Source organism: Variovorax sp. PAMC28562 (assembly GCF_014303735.1).
Lineage (GTDB): Bacteria > Pseudomonadota > Gammaproteobacteria > Burkholderiales > Burkholderiaceae_C > Variovorax.
The window spans coordinates 3,813,455-3,834,164 of record NZ_CP060296.1 but is presented as its reverse complement, the minus strand read 5'-3'; the positions used below and the strand labels follow the sequence as shown (position 1 = coordinate 3,834,164).

Genomic DNA, 20,710 nt, shown 5'->3' with positions numbered 1-20,710 from the left:
CTCTCTCCGCGACGGGACCGGTCAGGATGCCGGTTCGTCGATTCCGCCGACGACCTGGCTGAAGCCACCGTCGACATAGGTGATTTCGGCCGTCACGCCGCTTGCCAGATCGCTCAACAAGAACGCAGCGACGTTGCCGACGTCTTCGATGGTCACGTTGCGCCGCAACGGCGACACTTCGGCGACGGCCGACAGGATCTTGCCGAAGCCCTTGATACCGCTGGCCGCCAGCGTCTTGATTGGTCCGGCACTGATGCCGTTGACGCGCATGCCTTTGGGCCCGAGCGAGCCGGCGAGATAGCGCACCGAGGCTTCGAGCGACGCCTTGGCAAGACCCATCGTGTTGTAGTTGGGCAGCGCGCGAATCGCGCCGAGGTAGGTCAGTGTCAGCAACGCCGACTTGTCGTTGAGATAGGGCAGTGCCGCCTTGGCCATGCCCGGAAAACTGTAGGCGCTGATGTCGTGTGCGATGCGAAAGCCTTCGCGCGTGATGCCTTCCAGGAAGTCGCCCGAGATCGCTTCGCGCGGCGCGAAGCCTATGCTGTGCACGAAGCCGTCGAACTTGGGCCAGCTTTGCGACAGGTCGGCGAACAGCTTGTCGATTTGCGCGTCGTCGCTCACGTCGCAATCGAAGATCAGCGTGGAGCCGAACTCTTTCGCGAAGTCGGCGGTACGGTCCTTGAAGCGATCGCCGACGTAGCTGAATGCCAGTTCTGCGCCTTGCTGGTGGCACGCTCTGGCGATGCCGTAGGCGATGGAGCGGTTGCTCAGCACGCCTGTGATCAACAGTTTCTTGCCCGAAAGAAAGCCCATAAATTTGCCTCACATAAATCTTGTGCAGAATTCTCGCATGCGATGTTGGCTGCTTTGTCTGTGGATGCTCGTGGCAGCCCCCTCGTGGGCAGCCCATGCCTACGCACAATTCGGCGATATCAAATACCCCGAAGGCTTCACGCATTTCGGTTACGTCAACCCCGACGCACCCAAAGGCGGGGAGTTGCGCATGGTGCCGCCGATCGCGGTCACCAACTTCGACAAGTTCAACCCGTTCACGCTCAAGGGCACCGCGCCGGCAGGACTGGGGCTGTTGGTGTTCGAGAGCTTGCTCACTGGCAATTCAGAAGAAGCCACGACCGCATACGGCTTGCTCGCCGAAGACGTCACTGTGGCGCCCGACATGCTGTCCGCTACTTTCAGACTGCGGCCGAGGGCGCGCTTCAACGATGGTTCGCCAGTGCTGGCCGCCGACGTGGTGCATTCGTTCGAGACGCTGACCGGCAAGCTGGCCGCTCCCCAGTTTCGAACGATCTACGCGGAGGTGAAGCGAGCGGTGGCTGTCGACGAGCGCACCGTGCGGTTCGAGTTTGCCAACCCCAATCGCGAGTTGCCGCTGGTGGTAGGCGGCATGGCGGTGTTCAGCCGTGCGTGGGGCGGCGGCAAGCCGTTCGATCAGATCACCGGCGATGTGCCGATTGCGTCCGGACCGTACAAGCCAGCCAGCGCGAGGCTAGGGCGCGATATCACCTATTTACGTGACCCGAGCTACTGGGGCGCGCAGTTGCCGGTGCGCAAGGGGCAGTTCAACTTCGACCGACTGACGTTCAAGCTCTACCTCGACGAGACGGCGCGCTTCGAAGGCCTCAAAGCCGGCGAGTTCGACTTCATGCGCGAGTTCATTTCGCGCAATTGGGCGCGGCAATACAGAGGCAAGCAGTTCGATTCGGGCGAGGTCAAAAAGCAGGTCTTCGAGAACCGCAACCCTGGCGACTTTCAGGGGTACGTGTTCAACCTGCGCAACCCGAAGTTTCAGGACGTGCGGGTGCGACAAGCGATTGGCTTGGCGATGGACTTCGAATGGCTCAACCGGCAGCTTTTCTACGGCCTCTACAAACGCGTGGACGGCTATTTCCCAAACAGCGAATTTCATGCGTCGGGGTCGCCGACCTCGGACGAGCTGGGATTGCTCGAACCCTTGCGCAAGGAGTTGCGGCCCGATGTGTTCGGGCCCGCTGTCGTGTCGCCGACGACCCTGCCGCCGGCGAGCTTGCGCGACAACTTGCGGCAAGCGCAACTGCTGCTGGCACAAGCCGGCTGGACATATCGCGACGGCGCGCTGCGCAATGCGAAGAACGAGGTCTTCGACATCGAGCTGCTCAACAACCAGGCATCGTTGATTCGGCTCATCACCCCGCTGCAAACGTCGCTGAGCAAGCTGGGCATCGACCTGCGGGTGCGCACCGTCGATGGCTCGCTGTACCAGCAGCGCATGGACAACTTCGAGTTCGAGATGACCACGGTGCGACTGCCTGGCAGCAATGCGCCGGGCGGCGAGATGTTCGAGCTGTTCGGTTCCAAAGCGGCGGCCACGACCGGCTCATCGAACATCTGGGGCATCGCCGATCCGGCGGTCGATGCGCTGCTGCAGAAGGTGGTGCAGGCCACGACGCGCCCCGAGCTAACCGCCGCGATGCGCTCGCTCGACCGCGTGTTGTCGCATGGTTACTACTCCATCCCGCAGTGGTACAGCGATGCGTTCCTGGTCGGCTATCGGCCGGCCGGCTTTGTGCTGCCGCCGACCCTGCCGCCGTTCTATCAGCCCGATTCGTGGGCGATGGCGACCTGGTGGGCGTCGCCTTCCAACAAGTAGATCAACGCCAATGGCCAGCTATATCCTCAAACGCTTGTTGCTGATGGTGCCGACGCTGCTCGGCGTACTCATCCTGACGTTCGTGGTGACCCAGTTCGTGCCCGGCGGGCCGGTAGAGCAAATGGTCTCGCAGCTGCAAGGCCGTGACTCGGGCGGTGAGCGTGCCGCTTCGAGCGGTGCAGGTTATCGCGGGCGGCAGGGACTCGATGCCAAGCGCATCGAAGAAATCAAGCAGCTTTATGGCTTCGACAAGCCGCCGATTGAGCGCTTCTGGGGCATGCTGAAATCTTTCGCGCGTTTCGATCTCGGGCAGAGCTTCTATCAGCGCAAGGACGTCTGGCAACTGGTGAAAGAAAAGCTGCCGGTGTCGATCAGCCTCGGGTTGTGGACCTTCTTCATCAGCTACCTTATCGCGGTGCCGCTGGGCGTTGCCAAAGCGGTACGCGCCGGTTCTCGCTTCGACTTCGTGACCACGCTGGTCGTGCTTGTCGGTTATGCGATTCCCGGCTTCGTGCTCGGGGTGGCGCTGCTGGTGATCTTCGGCGGGCAGTTGCAGTGGTTTCCGCTGCGCGGGCTCACCTCGTCTAACTGGGACAGCATGACCTGGGGCGCACGCATCGTCGACTATCTGTGGCACATCACCTTGCCCATCACCGCGATGGTGCTCGGCAGTTTTGCGGTGACCGCCATGCTCACCAAGAACTCGTTCCTCGAAGAGATCCGTAAGCAATACGTGCTGACCGCGCGCGCCAAAGGTCTGTCGGAGCGGCAGGTGCTGTGGAAGCATGTGTTTCGCAATGCGCTGATCCCGATCATCACGGGCTTTCCGGCGGCTTTCATCGGTGCGTTCTTCACCGGATCGTTGCTTATCGAAACGCTGTTCTCTCTCGACGGGCTGGGCTTGCTGAGCTATGAGAGCGTGATCCGTCGTGATTACCCGGTGGTCCTCGGCACGCTTTACCTCTTCACCCTGATTGGCCTGGTGACCAAGCTCATCAGCGATCTTTGCTACGTGTGGGTCGATCCGAGAGTGAAGTTTGACTGAGCCCGTGAACACGATCGTGGCGCCTGTGCGCTCAGCCCCGTCGCTGTCACCGAGGCGGCGCGCGTGGCGGCGCTTTCGACGCAACCCGCTCGGGTTTTGGAGTCTCGTGCTTTTCAGCATCCTCGTCGTACTGAGCCTGTTCGCCGAATTGCTGTCGACCGACAAGCCGCTGGTGGTTCGATACGAAGGCCAAACGTACTTTCCGGTGATGCGCGACTACGCCGAAAAGACCTTCGGCGGCGACTTCGAGACACCAGCCGACTACCTCGACCCATTCATCCGCGAGCGCATTACGCAAGGGCCGAACTGGGCGCTTTACGCGCCCAACCCCTACGGGCCGAAGACGCTCAACTACTTCGCGAAATTTCCCAACCCAGCGGAGCCGTCGCGCGACAACCTTTTCGGCACCGACGACCGTGGGCGCGACTTGCTGGCGCAACTGATCTACGGCTTCAGGGTGAGCGTGTTGTTCGCGTTGGCGCTCACGTTCATCGGCACTTTGCTGGGGGTGATCACCGGCGCCATTCAGGGCTTCTTCGGCGGCAAGACCGACCTTGCGTTTCAACGCTTCATCGAAATCTGGGGCTCGATGCCGGAGCTCTATCTGCTCATCATCTTCAGTGCGATCTTCGCGCCCAGCATCGCATTGCTTTTGATTCTGCTGAGCCTGTTCGGCTGGATGGGCTTGTCCGATTACGTCCGTGCCGAGTTCCTGCGAAATCGCCAGATGGACTACGTGCGCGCCGCACGCGCACTGGGGGTCGGCAACATGCAGATCATGTGGCGCCACATCCTGCCCAACAGCATGACGCCGGTGGTCACGTTCTTGCCGTTTCGCATGAGTGCCGCGATCCTGGCGCTGACCTCGCTGGATTTTCTGGGGCTCGGTGTACCGCCAGGCACGCCATCGCTGGGCGAATTGCTGAGCCAGGGCAAGGCCAACATCGACGCCTGGTGGATCTCGCTGTCGACCTTTGCCGTGCTGGTCGTCACGCTCATGCTGCTCACTTTCATGGGCGATGCGTTGCGCGACGCGCTCGACCCGCGCAAGGCCGAAAAATGAAGTTCGAACCGCTGCTCGAGGTGAAGAATCTGCGGGTCGCATTCGGCGACAAGGAAGTCGTGCACGGTGTCGACTTCAGCATCGGTGCAGGCGAAAAGCTTGCGCTCGTCGGGGAGTCGGGTTCGGGCAAAACGGTGACTGCGTTGTCGCTGTTGCGCCTCGTGCAGAACGCCACGGTGAGTGGCGTCGCCAGGCTTCAGGGTGGCGACAAAGTTTCGGGTTTTCGCGATCTGCTGTCGCTCCCTGAGCAGCGACTGCGCGGCATCCGCGGCAAGGAGATCGCGATGATTTTCCAGGAGCCGATGACAGCACTCAACGCGCTCTACAGCGTCGGCGACCAGATCGCGGAGGTGCTCGAACTGCACGAAGGCCTGTCGGCGCGTGCTGCCCAGGCTGCAGCGGTCCAGCTACTGGCCGACACCGGCATCGCCGAGCCGGCACGGCGGGCGCAGGCGTTACCACACCAGTTGTCGGGCGGGCAGCGCCAGCGCGCCATGATCGCCATGGCCCTGGCCTGCAAGCCGCGGGTGCTGCTGGCCGACGAGCCGACTACTGCGCTCGATGTCACAGTGCGGGCGCAGATTCTCGAACTGCTGGCCGACCTGCAGCGCCGCTACGGCATGGCCGTGCTGTTGATCACGCACGACCTGAATCTGGTCCGCAGGTTCGCAGATCGCGTGGCCGTGATGGAAAACGGCGACATCGTGGAGCAGGGCGATGTTTCGGCGGTGTTCGACGCACCGTGCCATGCCTACACGCGCAAGCTGATCGACAGTCATCCGGTGCGCAATGTGAGCCCGGTGCCGAGCACGAACGTTGCGGCGCCTGTGCTTCGGGCCGAAGCGCTGCGAGTGGTCTACCCGGTGCCGCGCCCCGGCATCGCCGGATGGTTCAGCAAGGGATCGTTCGTAGCGGTCGAAGGCGCGGATTTCCGCATCGTGCCGGGCGAAACGCTGGGTGTGGTCGGCGAGTCGGGCTCGGGCAAGTCGACGTTGGCGCTGGCCGCGCTGGGCTTGCTGCCGCACGGTGGCACGCTTGCAGTGACGGGGCAACGCTGGGCCGCCGGCAAGGGCGCTGATCGGGCATTGCGCCGCGTCATGCAGGTCGTTTTTCAGGATCCGTTCTCGTCGCTCTCACCGCGGATGACAGTCGAGCAGATCGTCGGCGAGGGGCTGCTTGTGCACGAGCCGGCGCTCGGCTCGTCCGCGCGGCGGGATCGCGTGCTGACGGCGCTGGCCGATGTCGGCTTGACGGAGGTTCAATTCCCGGCGCTGCTCGACCGTTATCCGCATGAATTTTCGGGCGGCCAGCGGCAGCGACTGGCCATCGCGCGTGCCCTGATCGTCGACCCGCAGTTGCTGGTGCTCGACGAACCTACAAGTGCGCTCGACGTCACGGTGCAAAAACAGGTGCTCGGTCTCCTGCAAAAGCTGCAGCGCGAGCGGGGGCTGAGTTACCTGCTCATCACGCACGACGTCGAAGTGATTCGGGCCATGGCGCATCAGGTGATCGTCATGAAGGACGGTGCCATCCTGGAGCGCGGCACTGTCGATGAAGTGCTCGACTCACCACACCATCCCTACACGCAAACACTGGTCCGGGCCGCATTGGCCACCTGAAATGAAGCATGACAAGTTTTGAATCGGATCGCCGCGGAGCCTGGCGTGCGGCGCTGGCTTGCATGGTCACGCTCGCGGTCGCCATGGGGCTGGGGCGCTTCGCTTTCACACCGATGCTGCCGATCATGTTGCATGAGGGCAAGCTCGACCTGCAGGCGGGTGGTCTGCTGGCGTCGCTCAACTACCTGGGTTACTTCGTCGGTGCGGTGACCTGCGCGTCGCTCCGGGTCAAGGCCACAACGATGGTGCGCAGCGGCCTGATTGCGACCGCGGCGTTGCTGATCGGAATGGGATTGCTGCACGGCTTCAGCATCTGGGGCGTGCTGCGGACGGCGGCTGGCGTGATGAGCGCATGGGTGTTTGTCTTTGCGTCCGGCTGGGGCGCACGTCGGCTCGCAGAAACCAATTCGCCGATGCTGGGCGGCGTGATCTTTACCGGGCCAGGCGTTGGCATCGCGACGACCGGCCTGCTTGGCGGCGTGGTGGGGCGCTGGGGCTCCGATGCGGCGTGGATCGGTTTCGGCATCGTGGCGCTGGCGCTGATCGCGGTGATCTGGCGGGTGTTCGACGATGGCGCAAAGGCAGTGCCAGCGTCGGTGGGCATGTCGGCGGCGCCTCGTTCTGCTGCAGCGACTCAGGCGGCGCGCGGCGACGCTGGCTGGTTGATCGCTCTGTACGGTATCGCCGGCTTCGGGTACATCATCACAGCGACGTTTTTGCCGGTCATCGCGCGGCAGGCGTTGCCTGGGTCTCCCTGGCCAGACCTTTTCTGGCCCTTGTTCGGGCTGGCGGTGATCGTCGGCGCGCTGATCGGCGCCCGAGCGCCAACGCATTGGGACAACCGGCTGCTTATGGCCATTGCTTATGCGCTGCAGGCGGCAGGTGTCGTGCTGTCGGTGGTTTGGCCCACGATCGTCGGCTTCGCGCTTGGCAGCTTGCTGCTCGGCTTGCCGTTTACGGTCATCACGCTGTTTGCCGTGCGCGAGGCGCGGCGGCTCCGCGGCAATTCAGCGGCAGGGCTGATCGGCTATGCGACGGCGTCTTATGGCGTCGGCCAGATTCTGGGGCCGCTTTTTGCGGCGCCGCTGGCGCAGCGCACCGGTTCGTTCGGCGTGCCCTTGCTGGTCGCGGCGGCTGCCTTGGGGCTCGGCAGTGTCATGTTTGCGTGGGTATGGTCGAAATCTCGTGCCTCAGGCCGCATGGCAGCCGTCTAAGGCCTGGGAAAGCCTTTATTTGTCACCTGGATGGCATATAATTCGAGGCTCACGACCAAACGGGCGGGTACCAACCGCCCGTTTTTTTTGGTCTGTGCATTTCCGGCATTCCGGCTTTCCAGATAGGGCACCTTCGAACACGTGGCATTGCAGCAGACAGTGGAACAAACCGTCGTCGCGACCGTAAAAGGGTTGGGCTACGACCTCGTCGAGATCGAAAGATCGGCCGGGGGACTGCTGCGCGTGACGATTGATTTGCCATGGATGGCCCCCAATTCGGAAGCAGTGGCTGCCGGGTTGCCCGATCCTGCCGTCACGGTGGAAGATTGTGAGAAGGTCACGCGGCAATTGCAGTTCGCGTTGGAAGTGGACGGTGCTGAATACAAGCGGCTCGAGGTTTCCTCGCCGGGTATCGACCGGCCGCTGCGCAATGAGCAGGATTTCGAGCGTTTCGCAGGCGAGGTGATCGACCTCACGCTGAAGGCCCCCATGGGAGCGGCCGCGGCGGGCCAGGTGTCGCCCACCCGCAAGAAGTTTCGCGGCACGCTGGAGCGTGTTGAAGGTGCGGCTGGCGCCGACGGAAGCGATTCCGTCAGAGGCTGGCAGATCGTCTGGAGCGAAGAGCCGAAGACCAAGCCTGGACAAAAAGTGAGCAAGAAGCGTGAGCCGGCCCCGTTGCAGGCGCTCGGCTTCAGGTTGGACGAGCTGCGTGACGCGCGGCTCGCGCCGATTGTGGATTTCAAGGGTCGCAAGACGAAAACCGCCAAAGCCGCCACAGGCAATGGACCGGATTGATCGAGGAGCAGTGGCATGAATCGCGAAATGTTGATGTTGGTGGATGCGATCTCGCGCGAGAAGAACGTCGAACGTGACGTTGTCTTCGGCGCGGTCGAGTCTGCGCTGGCCCAGGCCACCAAGAAGCTCCACCAGGGCGACGTGGACATCCGCGTGGTCGTGGACCGCGATAGCGGTGACTACGAGACTTTTCGCCGTTGGCATGTCGTTCCGGATGAAGCCGGCCTGCAGCTGCCCGACCAGGAAATCCTCCTGTTCGAAGCCAAGGAAGAGATGCCCGACATCGAGGTCGACGAGTACATCGAAGAAACGGTGGACTCGGTACCCATCGGCCGCATCGGCGCGATGGCGGCCAAACAGGTCATCCTGCAAAAGATCCGCGACGCCGAACGGGAGATGCTGCTCAACGATTTCATGTCGCGCGGCGACAAGATTTTCGTTGGCACCGTCAAGCGCCTGGACAAGGGCGACATCATCGTCGAGGCCGGTCGCGTCGAAGGGCGCCTGCGCCGCAGCGAAATGATCGCCAAGGAAAACCTGCGCAATGGCGACCGCGTCCGCGCCATGATCATGGAAGTCGACCTGACGCTGCGCGGCGCGCCGATCATCCTGTCGCGCTCGGCGCCGGAATTCATGATCGAGCTGTTTCGCCAGGAAGTGCCAGAGATCGAACAAGGCCTGCTTGAAATCAAGAGCTGCGCCCGCGATCCGGGCTCGCGCGCCAAGATCGCCGTGCTGTCGCACGACAAACGTGTCGACCCAATCGGCACCTGCGTCGGCGTGCGCGGTACGCGTGTCAATGCCGTTACCAACGAGCTGGCCGGTGAGCGCGTCGACATCGTGCTGTGGTCCGAAGATCCAGCGCAGTTCGTAATCGGTGCTTTGGCTCCCGCCAATGTGTCGTCGATCGTCGTCGATGAAGAAAAGCACGCCATGGACGTGGTGGTCGACGAGGAAAACCTCGCCATCGCCATCGGCCGTGGTGGGCAGAACGTGCGCCTTGCGTCCGACCTGACCGGCTGGAAAATCAACATCATGGACGCCAACGAGTCTGCGCAAAAGCAGGCCGTCGAAACCGATGCCAGCCGCAAGCTCTTTATGGAAAAGCTCGATGTCGACGAGGAAATGGCCGACATCCTGATTTCCGAGGGCTTCAACAGCCTCGAAGAAGTGGCTTACGTGCCAATCTCAGAATTGCTTGAAATCGAGAGCTTCGACGAAGACACGATCAACGAGCTGCGCACGCGTGCAAAAGATGCGCTGCTCACAATGGAAATCGCCAAGGAAGAGGGCGTCGAGACCGTCTCGCAAAATCTGCGCGACCTCGAAGGCCTGGACCCTGAGTTGATTCCGAAACTGGCCGAGGCGGGTGTACACACCCGTGACGACCTGGCCGACCTTGCGGTCGATGAACTTACCGAGATCACCGGCCACAGCGCCGCTGACGCCACAACCCTCATCTTGAAAGCCCGCGAACATTGGTTCGCTGGCCAAGAGTGACGGTCATGAAGGCACGAAACCAATATGTCCAGTACCACTGTCGCCGAGTTCGCGAACGAGCTCAAGAAGACTCCCGAAACCTTGCTTGACCAGCTCAAGAGCGCAGGCGTGCCCAAAGCCGCGCCTACCGATGCGCTCACGGAGGCCGACAAGCAGCGCTTGCTCGGTTTCCTGAAGGCCAGCCACGGCACCGCCGAGCCCGAGCGCAAGAAAATCACGCTCACAAAGAAGTCGACCAGCGAGATCAAGCAGGCCGACGCGATGGGGCGCGCCCGCACGATCCAGGTCGAAGTGCGCAAGAAGCGCACATTCATCCAGCGCGATGAAGGGCCGACCGTGGCGCCCGAGCCGGTGCATGAAGCTGAGGCGCCTGCTGCCCGTGGTATAGACGAAGCTGAATTGGCGCGGCGCGAAGAAGAAGCTCGCCGTCAGGCCGAACTGATTCGCCGCCAGGAAGAAGAACTGGTCGAAAAGCGCCGCATTCGCGAAGAAAGCGAAGCGCGAGAGCGCGAGCACGCCGAGCGTGCTGAAAAAGCCGAACAGGAAGCACGCGCCGCCGAAAAGAAGGCGGCTGCTGTGCCGGCCGTAGCGACCGAAGGCGCTTCCAGCAAGTCCGCAGTAACCGAAGAAGCGACCAGCGCTGCTGCCACCAAGGCGGCAGCCGACGCCACCGTGGCGCAAGCCAAGGAAGACGCCAAAGCCAAGGCCGCTGCCGATTCGAAGGCGCGTGCCGACGAAGAATCCGCGCGTGCCAAGGATCTGGACGAACGCCGCCGCAAGGCACTCGCCGAAGCGGAAGCCATCCGCGCGATGATGAACGCGCCCGCTCGCGTGCTTGTGCCGCACAAGGTGCCCGAAAAGCCCGCACCAGAAGTCAAGCCGGCCGTCAAGGGCACTTTGCACAAGCCTGCCACGCCCGCGGCACGTCCCGGCGCACCTGCAGCGCCTGGTACGACCGCGCCCGGCGCCAGCAAGGATGTCAAGTCCGCCAAGCTCTCATCGAGCTGGGCTGGCGATCCGGCCAAGAAGAAGGAAATCAAGACCCGCGGCGATGCCAGTGGTGGCGTCGGTCGCGGCAATTGGCGCGGAGGCCCGCGCGGCCGTCGTGGCAGTAACGATCGTGGCGGCCACGAAGAGCAGCAACAAGCCGCTCCGGTCGAAGCGCGTGTGCTCGACGTGCACGTGCCGGAAACCATCACGGTGGCCGAGCTCGCGCACAAGATGGCCGTCAAGGCCCAGGAAGTCATCAAGCAGTTGATGAAGGCCGGGATCATGGCGACCATGAACCAGTCACTCGACCAGGACACCGCGATGGTGATCGTGGAAGACATGGGTCACAACGCAATGGTGGCGGCACTGGACGATCCGGAAGCCTTCACTGACGACGACGCGGCCGCACAGACCGCAGAGTCATTGCCACGTGCCCCCGTGGTTACGGTCATGGGTCACGTCGACCACGGCAAGACTTCGTTGCTCGATTACATCCGCCGTGCCAAGGTCGCAGCGGGCGAAGCCGGCGGCATCACGCAGCACATCGGTGCCTACCACGTGCAAACCGATCGTGGCATGGTGTCGTTCCTCGACACCCCGGGTCACGAGGCGTTCACCGCCATGCGGGCTCGTGGAGCACAGGCGACCGACATCGTCATCCTCGTGGTGGCGGCCGACGACGGTGTGATGCCGCAGACCAAGGAAGCCATCAAGCACGCGAAAGCTGCCGGTGTGCCGATCGTGGTCGCGATCAACAAGATCGACAAGTCCGATGCCAACTTGGACCGCGTCAAGCAGGAACTGGTGGCTGAAGAAGTCGTGCCTGAAGAGTACGGCGGCGAAGTGCCTTTCATCTCCGTCTCGGCCAAGACCGGCCAGGGTGTGGACGAACTGCTCGAGCAGGTGCTGCTTCAGGCTGAAGTGCTGGAACTCCGCGCGCCGGTCGATGCCGCTGCCAAGGGTCTGGTTATCGAAGCGCGCCTCGACAAGGGTCGTGGCCCTGTCGCTACGGTGCTGGTCCAGTCCGGTACGCTGAAGACTGGCGATGTGGTGCTGGCTGGCTCTACTTTTGGCCGCGTGCGCGCCATGCTGGACGAAGACGGCAAGACGATCAAGACCGCGGGTCCATCGATCCCGGTCGAGATCCAAGGCCTGACCGAGGTGCCGCAAGCCGGCGACGAGTTCATGGTGATGGCCGACGAGCGCCGTGCGCGCGAAATCGCCACCTACCGTGCCGGCAAGTTCCGCAACACCAAGCTGGCGCGTTTGCAGGCATCGAACCTGCAGAGCATGTTCACGGACCTGTCTGCAGGCGAGGTGCAGACGCTGCGCCTGATCATCAAGGCCGACGTTCAGGGTTCGCAAGAAGCTTTGGCGCAATCGCTGCTCAAGCTGGCTACCGAAGAAGTCAAGGTGCAGATCGTTTACGCCGGTGTCGGCGGTATCAGCGAGAACGACATCAACTTGGCCATCGCGTCGAAGGCGGTCGTCATCGGCTTCAATGTGCGGGCCGACTCCGGTGCGCGCAAGCTGGCCGAGAACAACGGCGTGCAGCTGAACTACTACAGCATCATTTACGACGCTGTGGACGAGATCAAGGTTGCGATGTCCGGCATGCTGGCGCCCGAACGCCGCGAAGAGATCATCGGCTCGGCCGAGATCCGCACGGTGTTCGTCGCTTCCAAGATCGGTACGGTCGCAGGTTGTATGGTCACTTCGGGCTCGGTCAACCGCAGCGCACATTTCCGTTTGCTGCGCGAGAACGTGGTCGTCTATACCGGCGAGGTCGACTCGATCAAACGTATGAAAGACGACGTGCGCGAGGTCAAGGAAGGCTTCGAGTGCGGTATCAAGCTCAAGAACTACAACGACATCAAAGAGGGCGATCAGCTCGAGTTCTTTGAGATCAAGGAAATCGCCCGGACGCTGTAAAGCGCCCAAGCGAACCTGGCCATGCCCAAGAGAAAAGCCGCAGCCCCTAACCGCTCGTTCAAGGTTGCTGATCAGATCCAGCGCGATCTGACGGAACTGATCGCGCGCGAGCTGAAGGACCCGCGGGTGGGCATGGTCACGATCCAGGGGGTCGAGGTCACGCCCGACTACGCGCACGCCAAGATTTTCTTCAGCGTGCTCACGGGCGACATTGTCGAGACCACTGAAGCGTTGAATCAGGCAGCCGGATTTCTCCGCAACGGCCTGTTCAAACGCCTCCATATCCATACCGTGCCGACGCTGCACTTCCTGTTCGACCGAACCACCGAGCGTGCGGCCGACATGAATGCGTTGATCGCACAGGCCGTCGCCTCACGCTCGAAGGACGAGTAGCCATGAACGCCCCTCGCACCAGGGTGCAGCGGCGCCCCGTGCATGGGGTGTTGTTGCTCGACAAACCCCTCGGCCTTTCGAGCAACCAGGCGTTGCAGCGAGCCAAGTGGCTGCTGCGCGCCGAAAAGGCGGGGCACACCGGCACGCTCGATCCGTTGGCGACTGGCGTATTGCCGTTGTGCTTCGGTGCAGCGACGAAGTTCAGTCAACTGCACCTCGAGGCCGACAAGACCTACGAGGCCACGGCGCGGCTCGGCATAAAGACGTCGACAGGCGACGCTGAAGGCGCGGTCATCGCAGAACGTTCCGTGCAGTTCACGGGCGAAGACTTGTGTCGGGTCCAGTCCTTGTTCACTGGGCCGATCCATCAGACTCCGCCGATGTACAGCGCGCTGAAGAAAGATGGCAAAGCCCTGTACGAGTACGCACGCGAAGGCATCGAGATCGAACGGGCGCCGCGCGACGTGATCGTCCATCAACTTTCCGTCACTGAAACGCCCGACGTCGTGCCGTATCGCGCGCTGAAAATCGCAGCGACGGTGAGCAAAGGGACCTACATTCGCACGCTCGGTGAAGACATCGGCGAAGCGCTTGGTTGCGGCGCGCATCTCACCGCGTTGCGCCGCATCGCCACTGGCGATTTCGACGTGTCGCAATGCCTGACGCTCGAAGCGCTCGAAGCCATGACCGAAGACGAACGGCTCGCGCTCTTGCTCCCTGCCGAGTCCCTCGTCGCCGGCCACGACCGCGTCACGTTGGGCACGGAAGATGCGGCGCGGTTCCTGTCCGGCTTGCGTCGGCGCGGCGATTGGGCCGATGCAGCCGCGGTGGCGGTGTTTGGCATTGAGCCTGCCGCGTTTTTAGGCTCGGCCCATATCTTGGCCAACGAATTGATTCCGGGGCGCTTGCTGAACCCCATTGAAATCCAGCAAATCCTTTTGAACGCCCCCGTCCCCCATTTTTTCTGCGAAACGACATCATGAGCATCAAGCAAATCCGCAATATCGCCATCATTGCCCACGTCGACCATGGCAAAACCACGATGGTCGACCAGCTGCTGCGCCAGTCCGGCACCTTCGCCGAGCACGAGAAAGTGGTCGACACAGTGATGGACAACAACGCGATCGAAAAAGAGCGTGGCATCACGATTCTTGCCAAGAATTGCGCCGTGACCTGGGAAGGCACGCACATCAACATTGTCGACACTCCCGGTCACGCTGACTTCGGCGGCGAAGTCGAACGCGCACTGTCTATGGTCGACGGCGTTGTGCTGCTGATCGACGCGCAAGAAGGCCCGATGCCGCAAACGCGCTTCGTGACCAAGAAGGCACTGGCCCTCGGCCTGAAGCCTATTCTGGTGGTGAACAAAGTCGACAAGCCCGGTGCGCGCCCTGACTTCGTTGTCAACGCGGCGTTCGACCTGTTCGACAAGCTCGGTGCGACCGACGAGCAGCTCGATTTCCCGGTGGTGTACGCCTCGGGCATCAATGGCTGGTCTTCGATGGAAGAAGGCGAGGCGGGTGAGCAGTGGGGCCCCGACATGTCGGCGCTCTTCAACACCGTGCTCAAGCACGTGCCGGCTCAAAAGGGTGACCCGGATGCACCGCTGCAACTGCAGATTTCCGCACTCGATTTCTCCACCTTCGTCGGCCGCATCGGCGTTGGCCGCATCAGCCAGGGCACCGTCCGACCGATGATGGACGTGGTTGTGATGGAAGGCACGGACGGCAAGGCCGTCAAGGGTCGCGTCAACCAGGTGCTGACGTTCCAGGGACTGGAGCGCGTGCAAGCGACGGAAGCCGGTCCGGGCGAAATCGTGCTGATCAATGGCCTGACCGACATCGGTATCGGCGTCACCGTGACCGATCCGATCAATCCGGCACCGCTGCCGATGCTCAAGGTCGACGAGCCGACGCTGACGATGAATTTTTGCGTCAACACGAGCCCGCTCGCCGGTCGCGAAGGCAAGTACATCACCAGCCGCCAGATCTGGGACCGCCTGCAGAAAGAGCTGCAGCACAACGTAGCCTTGCGCGTCGCCGAAACCGGGGAAGAAGGCATCTTCGAGGTCATGGGCCGCGGCGAACTCCACCTCACCATCCTGCTGGAGAACATGCGCCGCGAAGGTTACGAGCTCGCTGTGTCCAAGCCGCGCGTGGTGTTCAAGGACATCGACGGGGTGCGCCACGAGCCGATCGAAATGGTGACCATCGACGTCGAGGAGCAACACCAGGGCGGCGTGATGCAAGCCATGGGCGAGCGCAAGGGCGATCTGGCCAACATGGAATCGGACGGACGCGGCCGTGTTCGTCTGGAGTACCGCATTCCGGCCCGCGGCCTGATCGGCTTCACCAACGAGTTCCTGAACCTGACGCGTGGCTCGGGCCTGATCGCGAATATCTTCGACAGCTACGAACCGCACAAGGGCGACATCGGCGGCCGCAAGCAAGGCGTACTGATCTCGATGGACGATGGTGAAATTTTCACCTACGCCCTGGGCAAGCTGGACGACCGCGGCCGTATGTTCGTGCGCGCCAACGACCCAGTTTATGAGGGCATGATCGTCGGCATCCACAGCCGCGACAACGATTTGGTGGTCAACGCCACCCGTACCAAGCAGCTGACCAACTTCCGCGTGTCTGGCAAGGAAGACGCGATCAAGATCACACCGCCGATCGAACTCACGCTCGAATACGGCGTGGAGTTCATTGAAGACGACGAGTTGGTCGAAATCACGCCAAAGAGCGTTCGTCTGCGCAAGCGGTTCCTGAAGGAACACGAGCGCAAGCGCGCCGGCCGCGACTAGAAGCTGCGGGCTTTCGACGACCTCGAGTGCGATTCGGATGTCGGATGTCGGCTGACGGACATGCGGTGACTTCGGGGCGCCTGACCCACGGACGCGCCGTGTGGCTGATGGTTCTCGTCACGCTGATGTGGGCTACAGCCGGCGTCGTGACGCGCCACCTGGAGCATGCACGCAGCTTCGAGGTCACTTTTTGGCGAGCGTCATTCACCGTGTTGTCGTTGCTTGTGATCCTGCCGACTTGGCGCGGACGGGCGGTGTTCGCGACGATCCGGCAGGGCGACCGTTCCCTCTGGGTATCTGGCGTCTGCTGGAGCGTGATGTTCACGGCATATATGGTCGCGCTCACGCTGACCAGCGTCGCGAACGTGCTGGTGACGATGGCGCTGGCGCCTTTATTCACCGCGCTGGCGGCTCGTCTGTTCATCGGGCATCGGCTGGCAACGCGCACCTGGATGGCGATCCTCGTCGCGGGCATCGGCATAGGTTGGATGTACGGCTCCGAATTTTCGAGCGCCGGTGGTCAGCTAGTCGGCACACTGGTTGCGTTGTGCGTACCGTTGGCCGCTGCGGGCAATTGGACCGTGACGCAACACGCGCATGCAGCCGGACACGATGTGGACATGGTGCCTGCGGTGTTGATCGGTGCGGCTTTGTGTGCCCTGGTCACTTTGCCGCTCGCATGGCCCTTTCAGGTCAACGCGCACGACCTCGGCTTGCTGGCATTTCTGGGATTGGTCCAGCTGGCCATTCCCTGCGTCTTTTCAGTGATGTGCGCCCGTGTGCTCAAGGCACCGGAGTTGTCGCTGCTTGCGCTGCTCGAGGTGATCTTCGGCATTGCTTTGGCTTGGCTTGGCGCGGGCGAAGAACCCGCTTTCAGCGTGCTCGCCGGGGGTGCTCTGGTCATCACTGCGTTGGTCGGCAACGAGTGGCTCGGACTTTCAAGGCGCAGCGGCAAACCGGTCTGAGCCAAGAAAACAAAAAAGCCGGCACTTGACCGGCTTGGCTGAGTCAACGCGCAGGCGCTCAGGGGCGCGCAAGCTTCCAGGCATTGTTGAAGTTGTCGCCCGTGCGATCGCCCGCCTTAGCGTCGTTCGCGTAGTAGTAGAGCGGCGAGCCCTTGTAGGCCCACTGCTGGGAGGCATCGTCGCGCACGATGATGGTGTAGCCGCCCATCGGCTTGGCCGTTGCGGCGACCGGCAGCGCCGGCCAGAGCTTGGCGCACGCCGCATTGCAGACCGACTTGCCGCTGTTGGCGGTGTCGCGGTTGAACGTGTAGAGCGACTTGCCGTCAGGCCCGACGAGCACGCCGTCTGAGGTCTTTGTTGGGGTGTCGGCCATCATGGACGACATGCTTGCGCAGCCTGCGAGCAGGGTGACGGCGAGGATCGATGCACTAAGCAGTTTCATATCAAGTTTCTCCTTCGGTTTCAAAAAAACGCCGGCACATTGGAGCTGTGCCAGCGGCCAGTCTAAATTGCCCTAAGACAGCTGACGGTAGGTGACCGTCGCCAATTTCATCAACGCGTCGCGCGGCAATTTGCCGGCGACGGCATAGCCGAACCCATGATCGACCCAGTAGAAGCTGGGTACCGGCCCCTCCGATGTGAAACGGAATCCCGTTTCCCGAGATTGCGTGAAGGTACTTGCCGCAGCGTCCAGTGCACCGATGTAAAGGGTCACCCGTTCGCCCGTGGCGCTTTCGAACATGAACTGGGCGCGCGCGCCTTCGTCGCCCGGCAACAGCCGACCTCCGACCAGCGAATAGCCTTCGCTCGAGAGATCCGGCACTTTGAGTGGCCGGTCGAGCCGCTTCGAGAGCCATTGCACCAGATGCTGTTGCTCGGCGGCTGCGACCTCGACGGGATGGCGCTTCTCGGGCGCATACACCGCATGCGCCACCGACGCGGCATGCACGAATTCGCGTGACGCAAGCGCCCCTGTGGGCGCTGGTCCAGGCCCAGGCGCCTTCGCCAAGGTCGTGCCGTGCGACAGCGGCCACTGTGCGTTGACCAGCCAGCCGGCGCCAAAAGCGATTGCGAAGCCCGCGGCCATGCCACCCCAGCGCGTCCACACCGATTGCGCTGCATGGCGAGCCGATCGGGCGCCCAGCGCCTTCAGTAGTGGTGCGGGGATCGGTTCGTCGAGCAAGCCGAAGTGCAACTGGCGGAGCCCATCGCGCTGCACTCGCCATGAGGTGACGCGGGCCGCAAGAGCCGGCTCCCGCTGCAGCAAATCGTCGATCGCGGCACCGCGTTCTAGCGCCAATTGGCCGTCGACGAAAGCATGCAGTTCGTCGTCGGAAACGGAGGAAATGTGGGCGTTCATGTTCAGCTCACTTGAGGCGGCGCAGGCCAGGTCGGTTGGCCGTCGCGGCGGTACCTTCCATCAGCTCGTGCAAACGTGCGCGAGCACGCGACAGCCGGGACATGACCGTGCCGGCCGGGATGCCTAGTACTTTTGCGACTTCGGCATAAGAGAGGTCTTCCAGTGTGACCAACAAGAGCACGGCGCGCTGTTCCTCGGGCAGTTGAAGCAGGCAACGTTGCAGATCGATGCCGTGGTCGCGCCCTGACTCGACGGCGCGAAGTTCATTCGATACGTCTTCGAGCGGCACGGTTGCGCGAGGCGGTGTCCGGCGCATTTGGCTGGCAAAAAGGTTGTGCATGATGGTGAAAAGCCATGCGCGCAGATCGCTGCCGACGGTCCAGAGCCGCCACTTGCTGCAAGCCCGCTCCAGCGTGTCCTGAACCAGATCGTCGGCCGCCCAGGCGTCGCCGGTCAGCACGCGCGCATAGCGTCGCAAGCTGGGAATGTGTTCGATCAGGGGCTGCGAATCCATGCGTTGGCTCAGTGCGTCGCTGTTTTGCCGCGACGAAGCGAAGCGGTAACGCGAACGACGATGACATTGGCGAGGAGGCGTGTGGAAGACAAGGCGGTGCTTCTTTCCCCATACGAACGCCCGAAGTCGTCGGTTTATTCCACCGATCTGCAAAAAAACTAAGCGGTGCTCAGGACCTCGCTATAAGCCGAGACAAATCGCTTCGCGATTCGCGGCCAGTCATACGCATCTGCGAACGCCACGCTCGCGCTGCGCATCGACTGCTGGTGCGGCTGATCCATCGACAGGAACTCGACCAGTTTCGCAAAGTCGGCGTCGCTGCCGTCGAATGCGAGGCAGAGGCCGTTCTGGCCGTTTTGCACGAACTTGTTCATTGGCTCGACGTCACGGCACACCACGAGCAGCCCAGCCGCCATCGCCTCGAGCAAGGTCAGACCGAAGCCTTCATATTCGCTGGCAGTCGCGAAGACGGTTCGATCGCGCAGGGCTGCTTTCAAATCGATATCGTTCATTGGCGGCGCCAGCCGCACGCTGTCGTGCAAGCCAGCGCTGTCGATGCGCGTCTGGAATTTGCAAGCCAATCTGCTGACGTCCGTTCCGGTGATGAGCAGGTCGAGCGGATAGCCCATGGCCTTCAGTCGCACGGCGTAGTCGAGCAGGCGATCGACGCGCTTGTTTTCGGAGAGGCGACCCCAGTAGACCCAGCGCCGCAAATCGTTGCTCGGGGGACGGTCGGCAATCCGGTGGCGCTGTACGTCGATGCCGTTGCCGGTCACCCTGATCCGCTTGGTGAACCGGCCGAAGTAAGCAGCGTCGTTTTCGCTGGTCGCCAACACCAATTTGTAGGAGTCGAGCATGCGGCGCAGCGCGAACTCTTCATGCAGTCGCTTGGCGCCTGCCAACCGGCGCGTGTGATGAAAGCCGCCATGGGTGCTCAACACCCGCGGAAGTTGGCTGCCGGACAGCATGACGCCTACCGACAAGGCCATCAATTGAGGGTCGTGGATATGTAGCAGGTCGAAGCCCTGAATCGCCTGCCTCAGCTGCGGTGCGTATCCGACCAGTTTGCTGCCGATCAGTGGCACGTCGGTGACTTTGATACCTTCGACCGTGCGCGTTTGCAGCCGCTTGTGATCGGGGGAAACATAGAGCACCTCTACCTCGACGCCCAGTCGCTGGCAGTGCACCGAGAGATTCAACACCACTGTCTCGATCCCGCCAATCTCCGGATGGAACGTCGGCGTGATGTTCAGGACTTTCACCGGCCTGCATCTCCGGGTGTGCTCGTGTCGCCGGCCGTACCGAGAATGACGCGGCGTTTGACGAACTGCGCCGGATTGCCTGCATAGACGCCCCAGGGTTCGAGCGATTTAAATGCAACCGCGCGTGCGCCGAGCACCGATCCCTCGCCGATCTCGACGCCGGGACCTACAAACGCTTCAGCAGCCACCCAAACGTCCGCGCCGATGTGGATCGGCTTGGCGATCAGCTGAAAGTCGCGCGTCCGGATGTCATGGCTGCCGGCGCAAAGGTGTGCGCCCTGTGAAACGAGTGCGCGTTCGCCGAGCGAAATCGGCGCCATGTTGTAACAGTTGACTCGGTCCGCGAGCAGGCTGCGGTCTGCCATTTGCAGGTGAGGGGGATACCAGACTTTGGCGCTGCCCCGGACATCACAGGCCACTCCCATGCGGGCGCCGAAAAGCGTGAGCAAGAAGCGGCGCCATGCGCCGAATGGCGGTGGCGTCCAAGACGCGAGCAAGGCCCAAGTCACGTTCCACAAGGCGCGAAAAAGCCGGTTCGAGAGACTGAAACTCGGTCCGCCATCGCGTGAATTGACCTGACTTGCGTCGAGAGGTTGTAGCGCCAT

The 20,710-nt window shown here is 62.4% G+C and carries 18 protein-coding genes; 12 read left to right on the top strand and 6 right to left on the bottom strand.

All coding sequences use genetic code 11. From position 1 onward, the window contains the following. Positions 1-21: 21 nt before the first annotated feature. Positions 22-813, bottom strand: coding sequence for an enoyl-ACP reductase FabI (gene fabI, locus H7F36_RS17985; protein WP_187052089.1), 792 nt, complete (start codon positions 811-813; stop codon positions 22-24). 37 nt (positions 814-850) lie between these two features. On the opposite strand from fabI, the gene H7F36_RS17980 reads away from it, so the two are divergent. From H7F36_RS17980 to H7F36_RS17925, 12 genes are all read left to right on the top strand, one after another. Next, positions 851-2,647, top strand: coding sequence for an extracellular solute-binding protein (locus H7F36_RS17980; protein WP_187052088.1), 1,797 nt, complete (start codon positions 851-853; stop codon positions 2,645-2,647). A gap of 10 nt (positions 2,648-2,657) precedes the next feature. Next, on the top strand, positions 2,658-3,692 hold the full coding sequence (locus H7F36_RS17975) for a microcin C ABC transporter permease YejB (protein WP_187052087.1): 1,035 nt from the start codon (positions 2,658-2,660) through the stop codon (positions 3,690-3,692). Between the two features lie 16 nt (positions 3,693-3,708). After that, the gene (locus H7F36_RS17970; RefSeq protein ID WP_261802677.1) at positions 3,709-4,755 is read left to right on the top strand and encodes an ABC transporter permease; all 1,047 of its coding nucleotides are present in this window, start codon (positions 3,709-3,711) and stop codon (positions 4,753-4,755) included. Continuing rightward, entirely contained in the window at positions 4,752-6,374 is a 1,623-nt protein-coding gene (locus H7F36_RS17965) for an ABC transporter ATP-binding protein (protein WP_187052085.1), read from the top strand. Before H7F36_RS17970 ends, H7F36_RS17965 begins: the two co-directional genes overlap by 4 nt. An 8-nt stretch (positions 6,375-6,382) precedes the next feature. After that, positions 6,383-7,588 carry a YbfB/YjiJ family MFS transporter gene (locus tag H7F36_RS17960; protein WP_187052084.1) on the top strand — a complete coding sequence of 402 codons (1,206 nt, stop codon included), beginning with the start codon at positions 6,383-6,385 and terminating at the stop codon, positions 7,586-7,588. 141 nt (positions 7,589-7,729) lie between these two features. Further along, positions 7,730-8,383: a ribosome maturation factor RimP gene (gene rimP / locus H7F36_RS17955; protein WP_187052083.1), complete on the top strand. Its 654-nt coding sequence runs from the start codon at positions 7,730-7,732 to the stop codon at positions 8,381-8,383. Positions 8,384-8,398: 15 nt separating this feature from the next. Continuing rightward, the gene (gene nusA, locus H7F36_RS17950) at positions 8,399-9,883 is read left to right on the top strand and encodes a transcription termination factor NusA (protein ID WP_187052082.1); all 1,485 of its coding nucleotides are present in this window, start codon (positions 8,399-8,401) and stop codon (positions 9,881-9,883) included. A gap of 24 nt (positions 9,884-9,907) precedes the next feature. Further along, positions 9,908-12,805, top strand: coding sequence for a translation initiation factor IF-2 (gene infB, locus H7F36_RS17945; RefSeq protein WP_187052081.1), 2,898 nt, complete (start codon positions 9,908-9,910; stop codon positions 12,803-12,805). Positions 12,806-12,826: 21 nt separating this feature from the next. Next, a complete protein-coding gene (rbfA, locus tag H7F36_RS17940) occupies positions 12,827-13,198 on the top strand; it encodes a 30S ribosome-binding factor RbfA (protein WP_187052080.1) in 372 nt (123 codons plus the stop codon). Positions 13,199-13,200: 2 nt separating this feature from the next. Then, positions 13,201-14,181 (top strand): tRNA pseudouridine(55) synthase TruB, encoded by a 981-nt coding sequence (truB, locus tag H7F36_RS17935; protein WP_187052079.1) that lies wholly within the window; start codon positions 13,201-13,203, stop codon positions 14,179-14,181. After that, positions 14,178-16,004 carry a translational GTPase TypA gene (typA, locus tag H7F36_RS17930; protein WP_187052078.1) on the top strand — a complete coding sequence of 609 codons (1,827 nt, stop codon included), beginning with the start codon at positions 14,178-14,180 and terminating at the stop codon, positions 16,002-16,004. Before truB ends, typA begins: the two co-directional genes overlap by 4 nt. Positions 16,005-16,048: 44 nt before the next feature. Continuing rightward, positions 16,049-16,969, top strand: a complete 921-nt coding sequence (locus H7F36_RS17925; protein WP_261802368.1) for a DMT family transporter — start codon at positions 16,049-16,051, stop codon at positions 16,967-16,969. Positions 16,970-17,027: 58 nt separating this feature from the next. Here H7F36_RS17925 and H7F36_RS17920 read toward each other — a convergent pair whose 3' ends face one another. From H7F36_RS17920 to H7F36_RS17900, 5 genes are all read right to left on the bottom strand, one after another. Then, entirely contained in the window at positions 17,028-17,411 is a 384-nt protein-coding gene (locus H7F36_RS17920; protein ID WP_187052077.1) for an ATP-binding protein, read from the bottom strand. A gap of 72 nt (positions 17,412-17,483) precedes the next feature. After that, entirely contained in the window at positions 17,484-18,329 is an 846-nt protein-coding gene (locus tag H7F36_RS17915; RefSeq protein WP_187052076.1) for an anti-sigma factor family protein, read from the bottom strand. A gap of 7 nt (positions 18,330-18,336) precedes the next feature. Further along, complete coding sequence (locus H7F36_RS17910; protein ID WP_187052075.1) at positions 18,337-18,843, bottom strand: sigma-70 family RNA polymerase sigma factor; 507 nt, start codon at positions 18,841-18,843, stop codon at positions 18,337-18,339. A gap of 158 nt (positions 18,844-19,001) precedes the next feature. Next, complete coding sequence (locus H7F36_RS17905) at positions 19,002-20,105, bottom strand: glycosyltransferase family 4 protein (protein WP_187052074.1); 1,104 nt, start codon at positions 20,103-20,105, stop codon at positions 19,002-19,004. Then, positions 20,102-20,554, bottom strand: a complete 453-nt coding sequence (locus tag H7F36_RS17900) for a putative colanic acid biosynthesis acetyltransferase (protein ID WP_261802367.1) — start codon at positions 20,552-20,554, stop codon at positions 20,102-20,104. Before H7F36_RS17900 ends, H7F36_RS17905 begins: the two co-directional genes overlap by 4 nt. Positions 20,555-20,710: the final 156 nt, after the last annotated feature.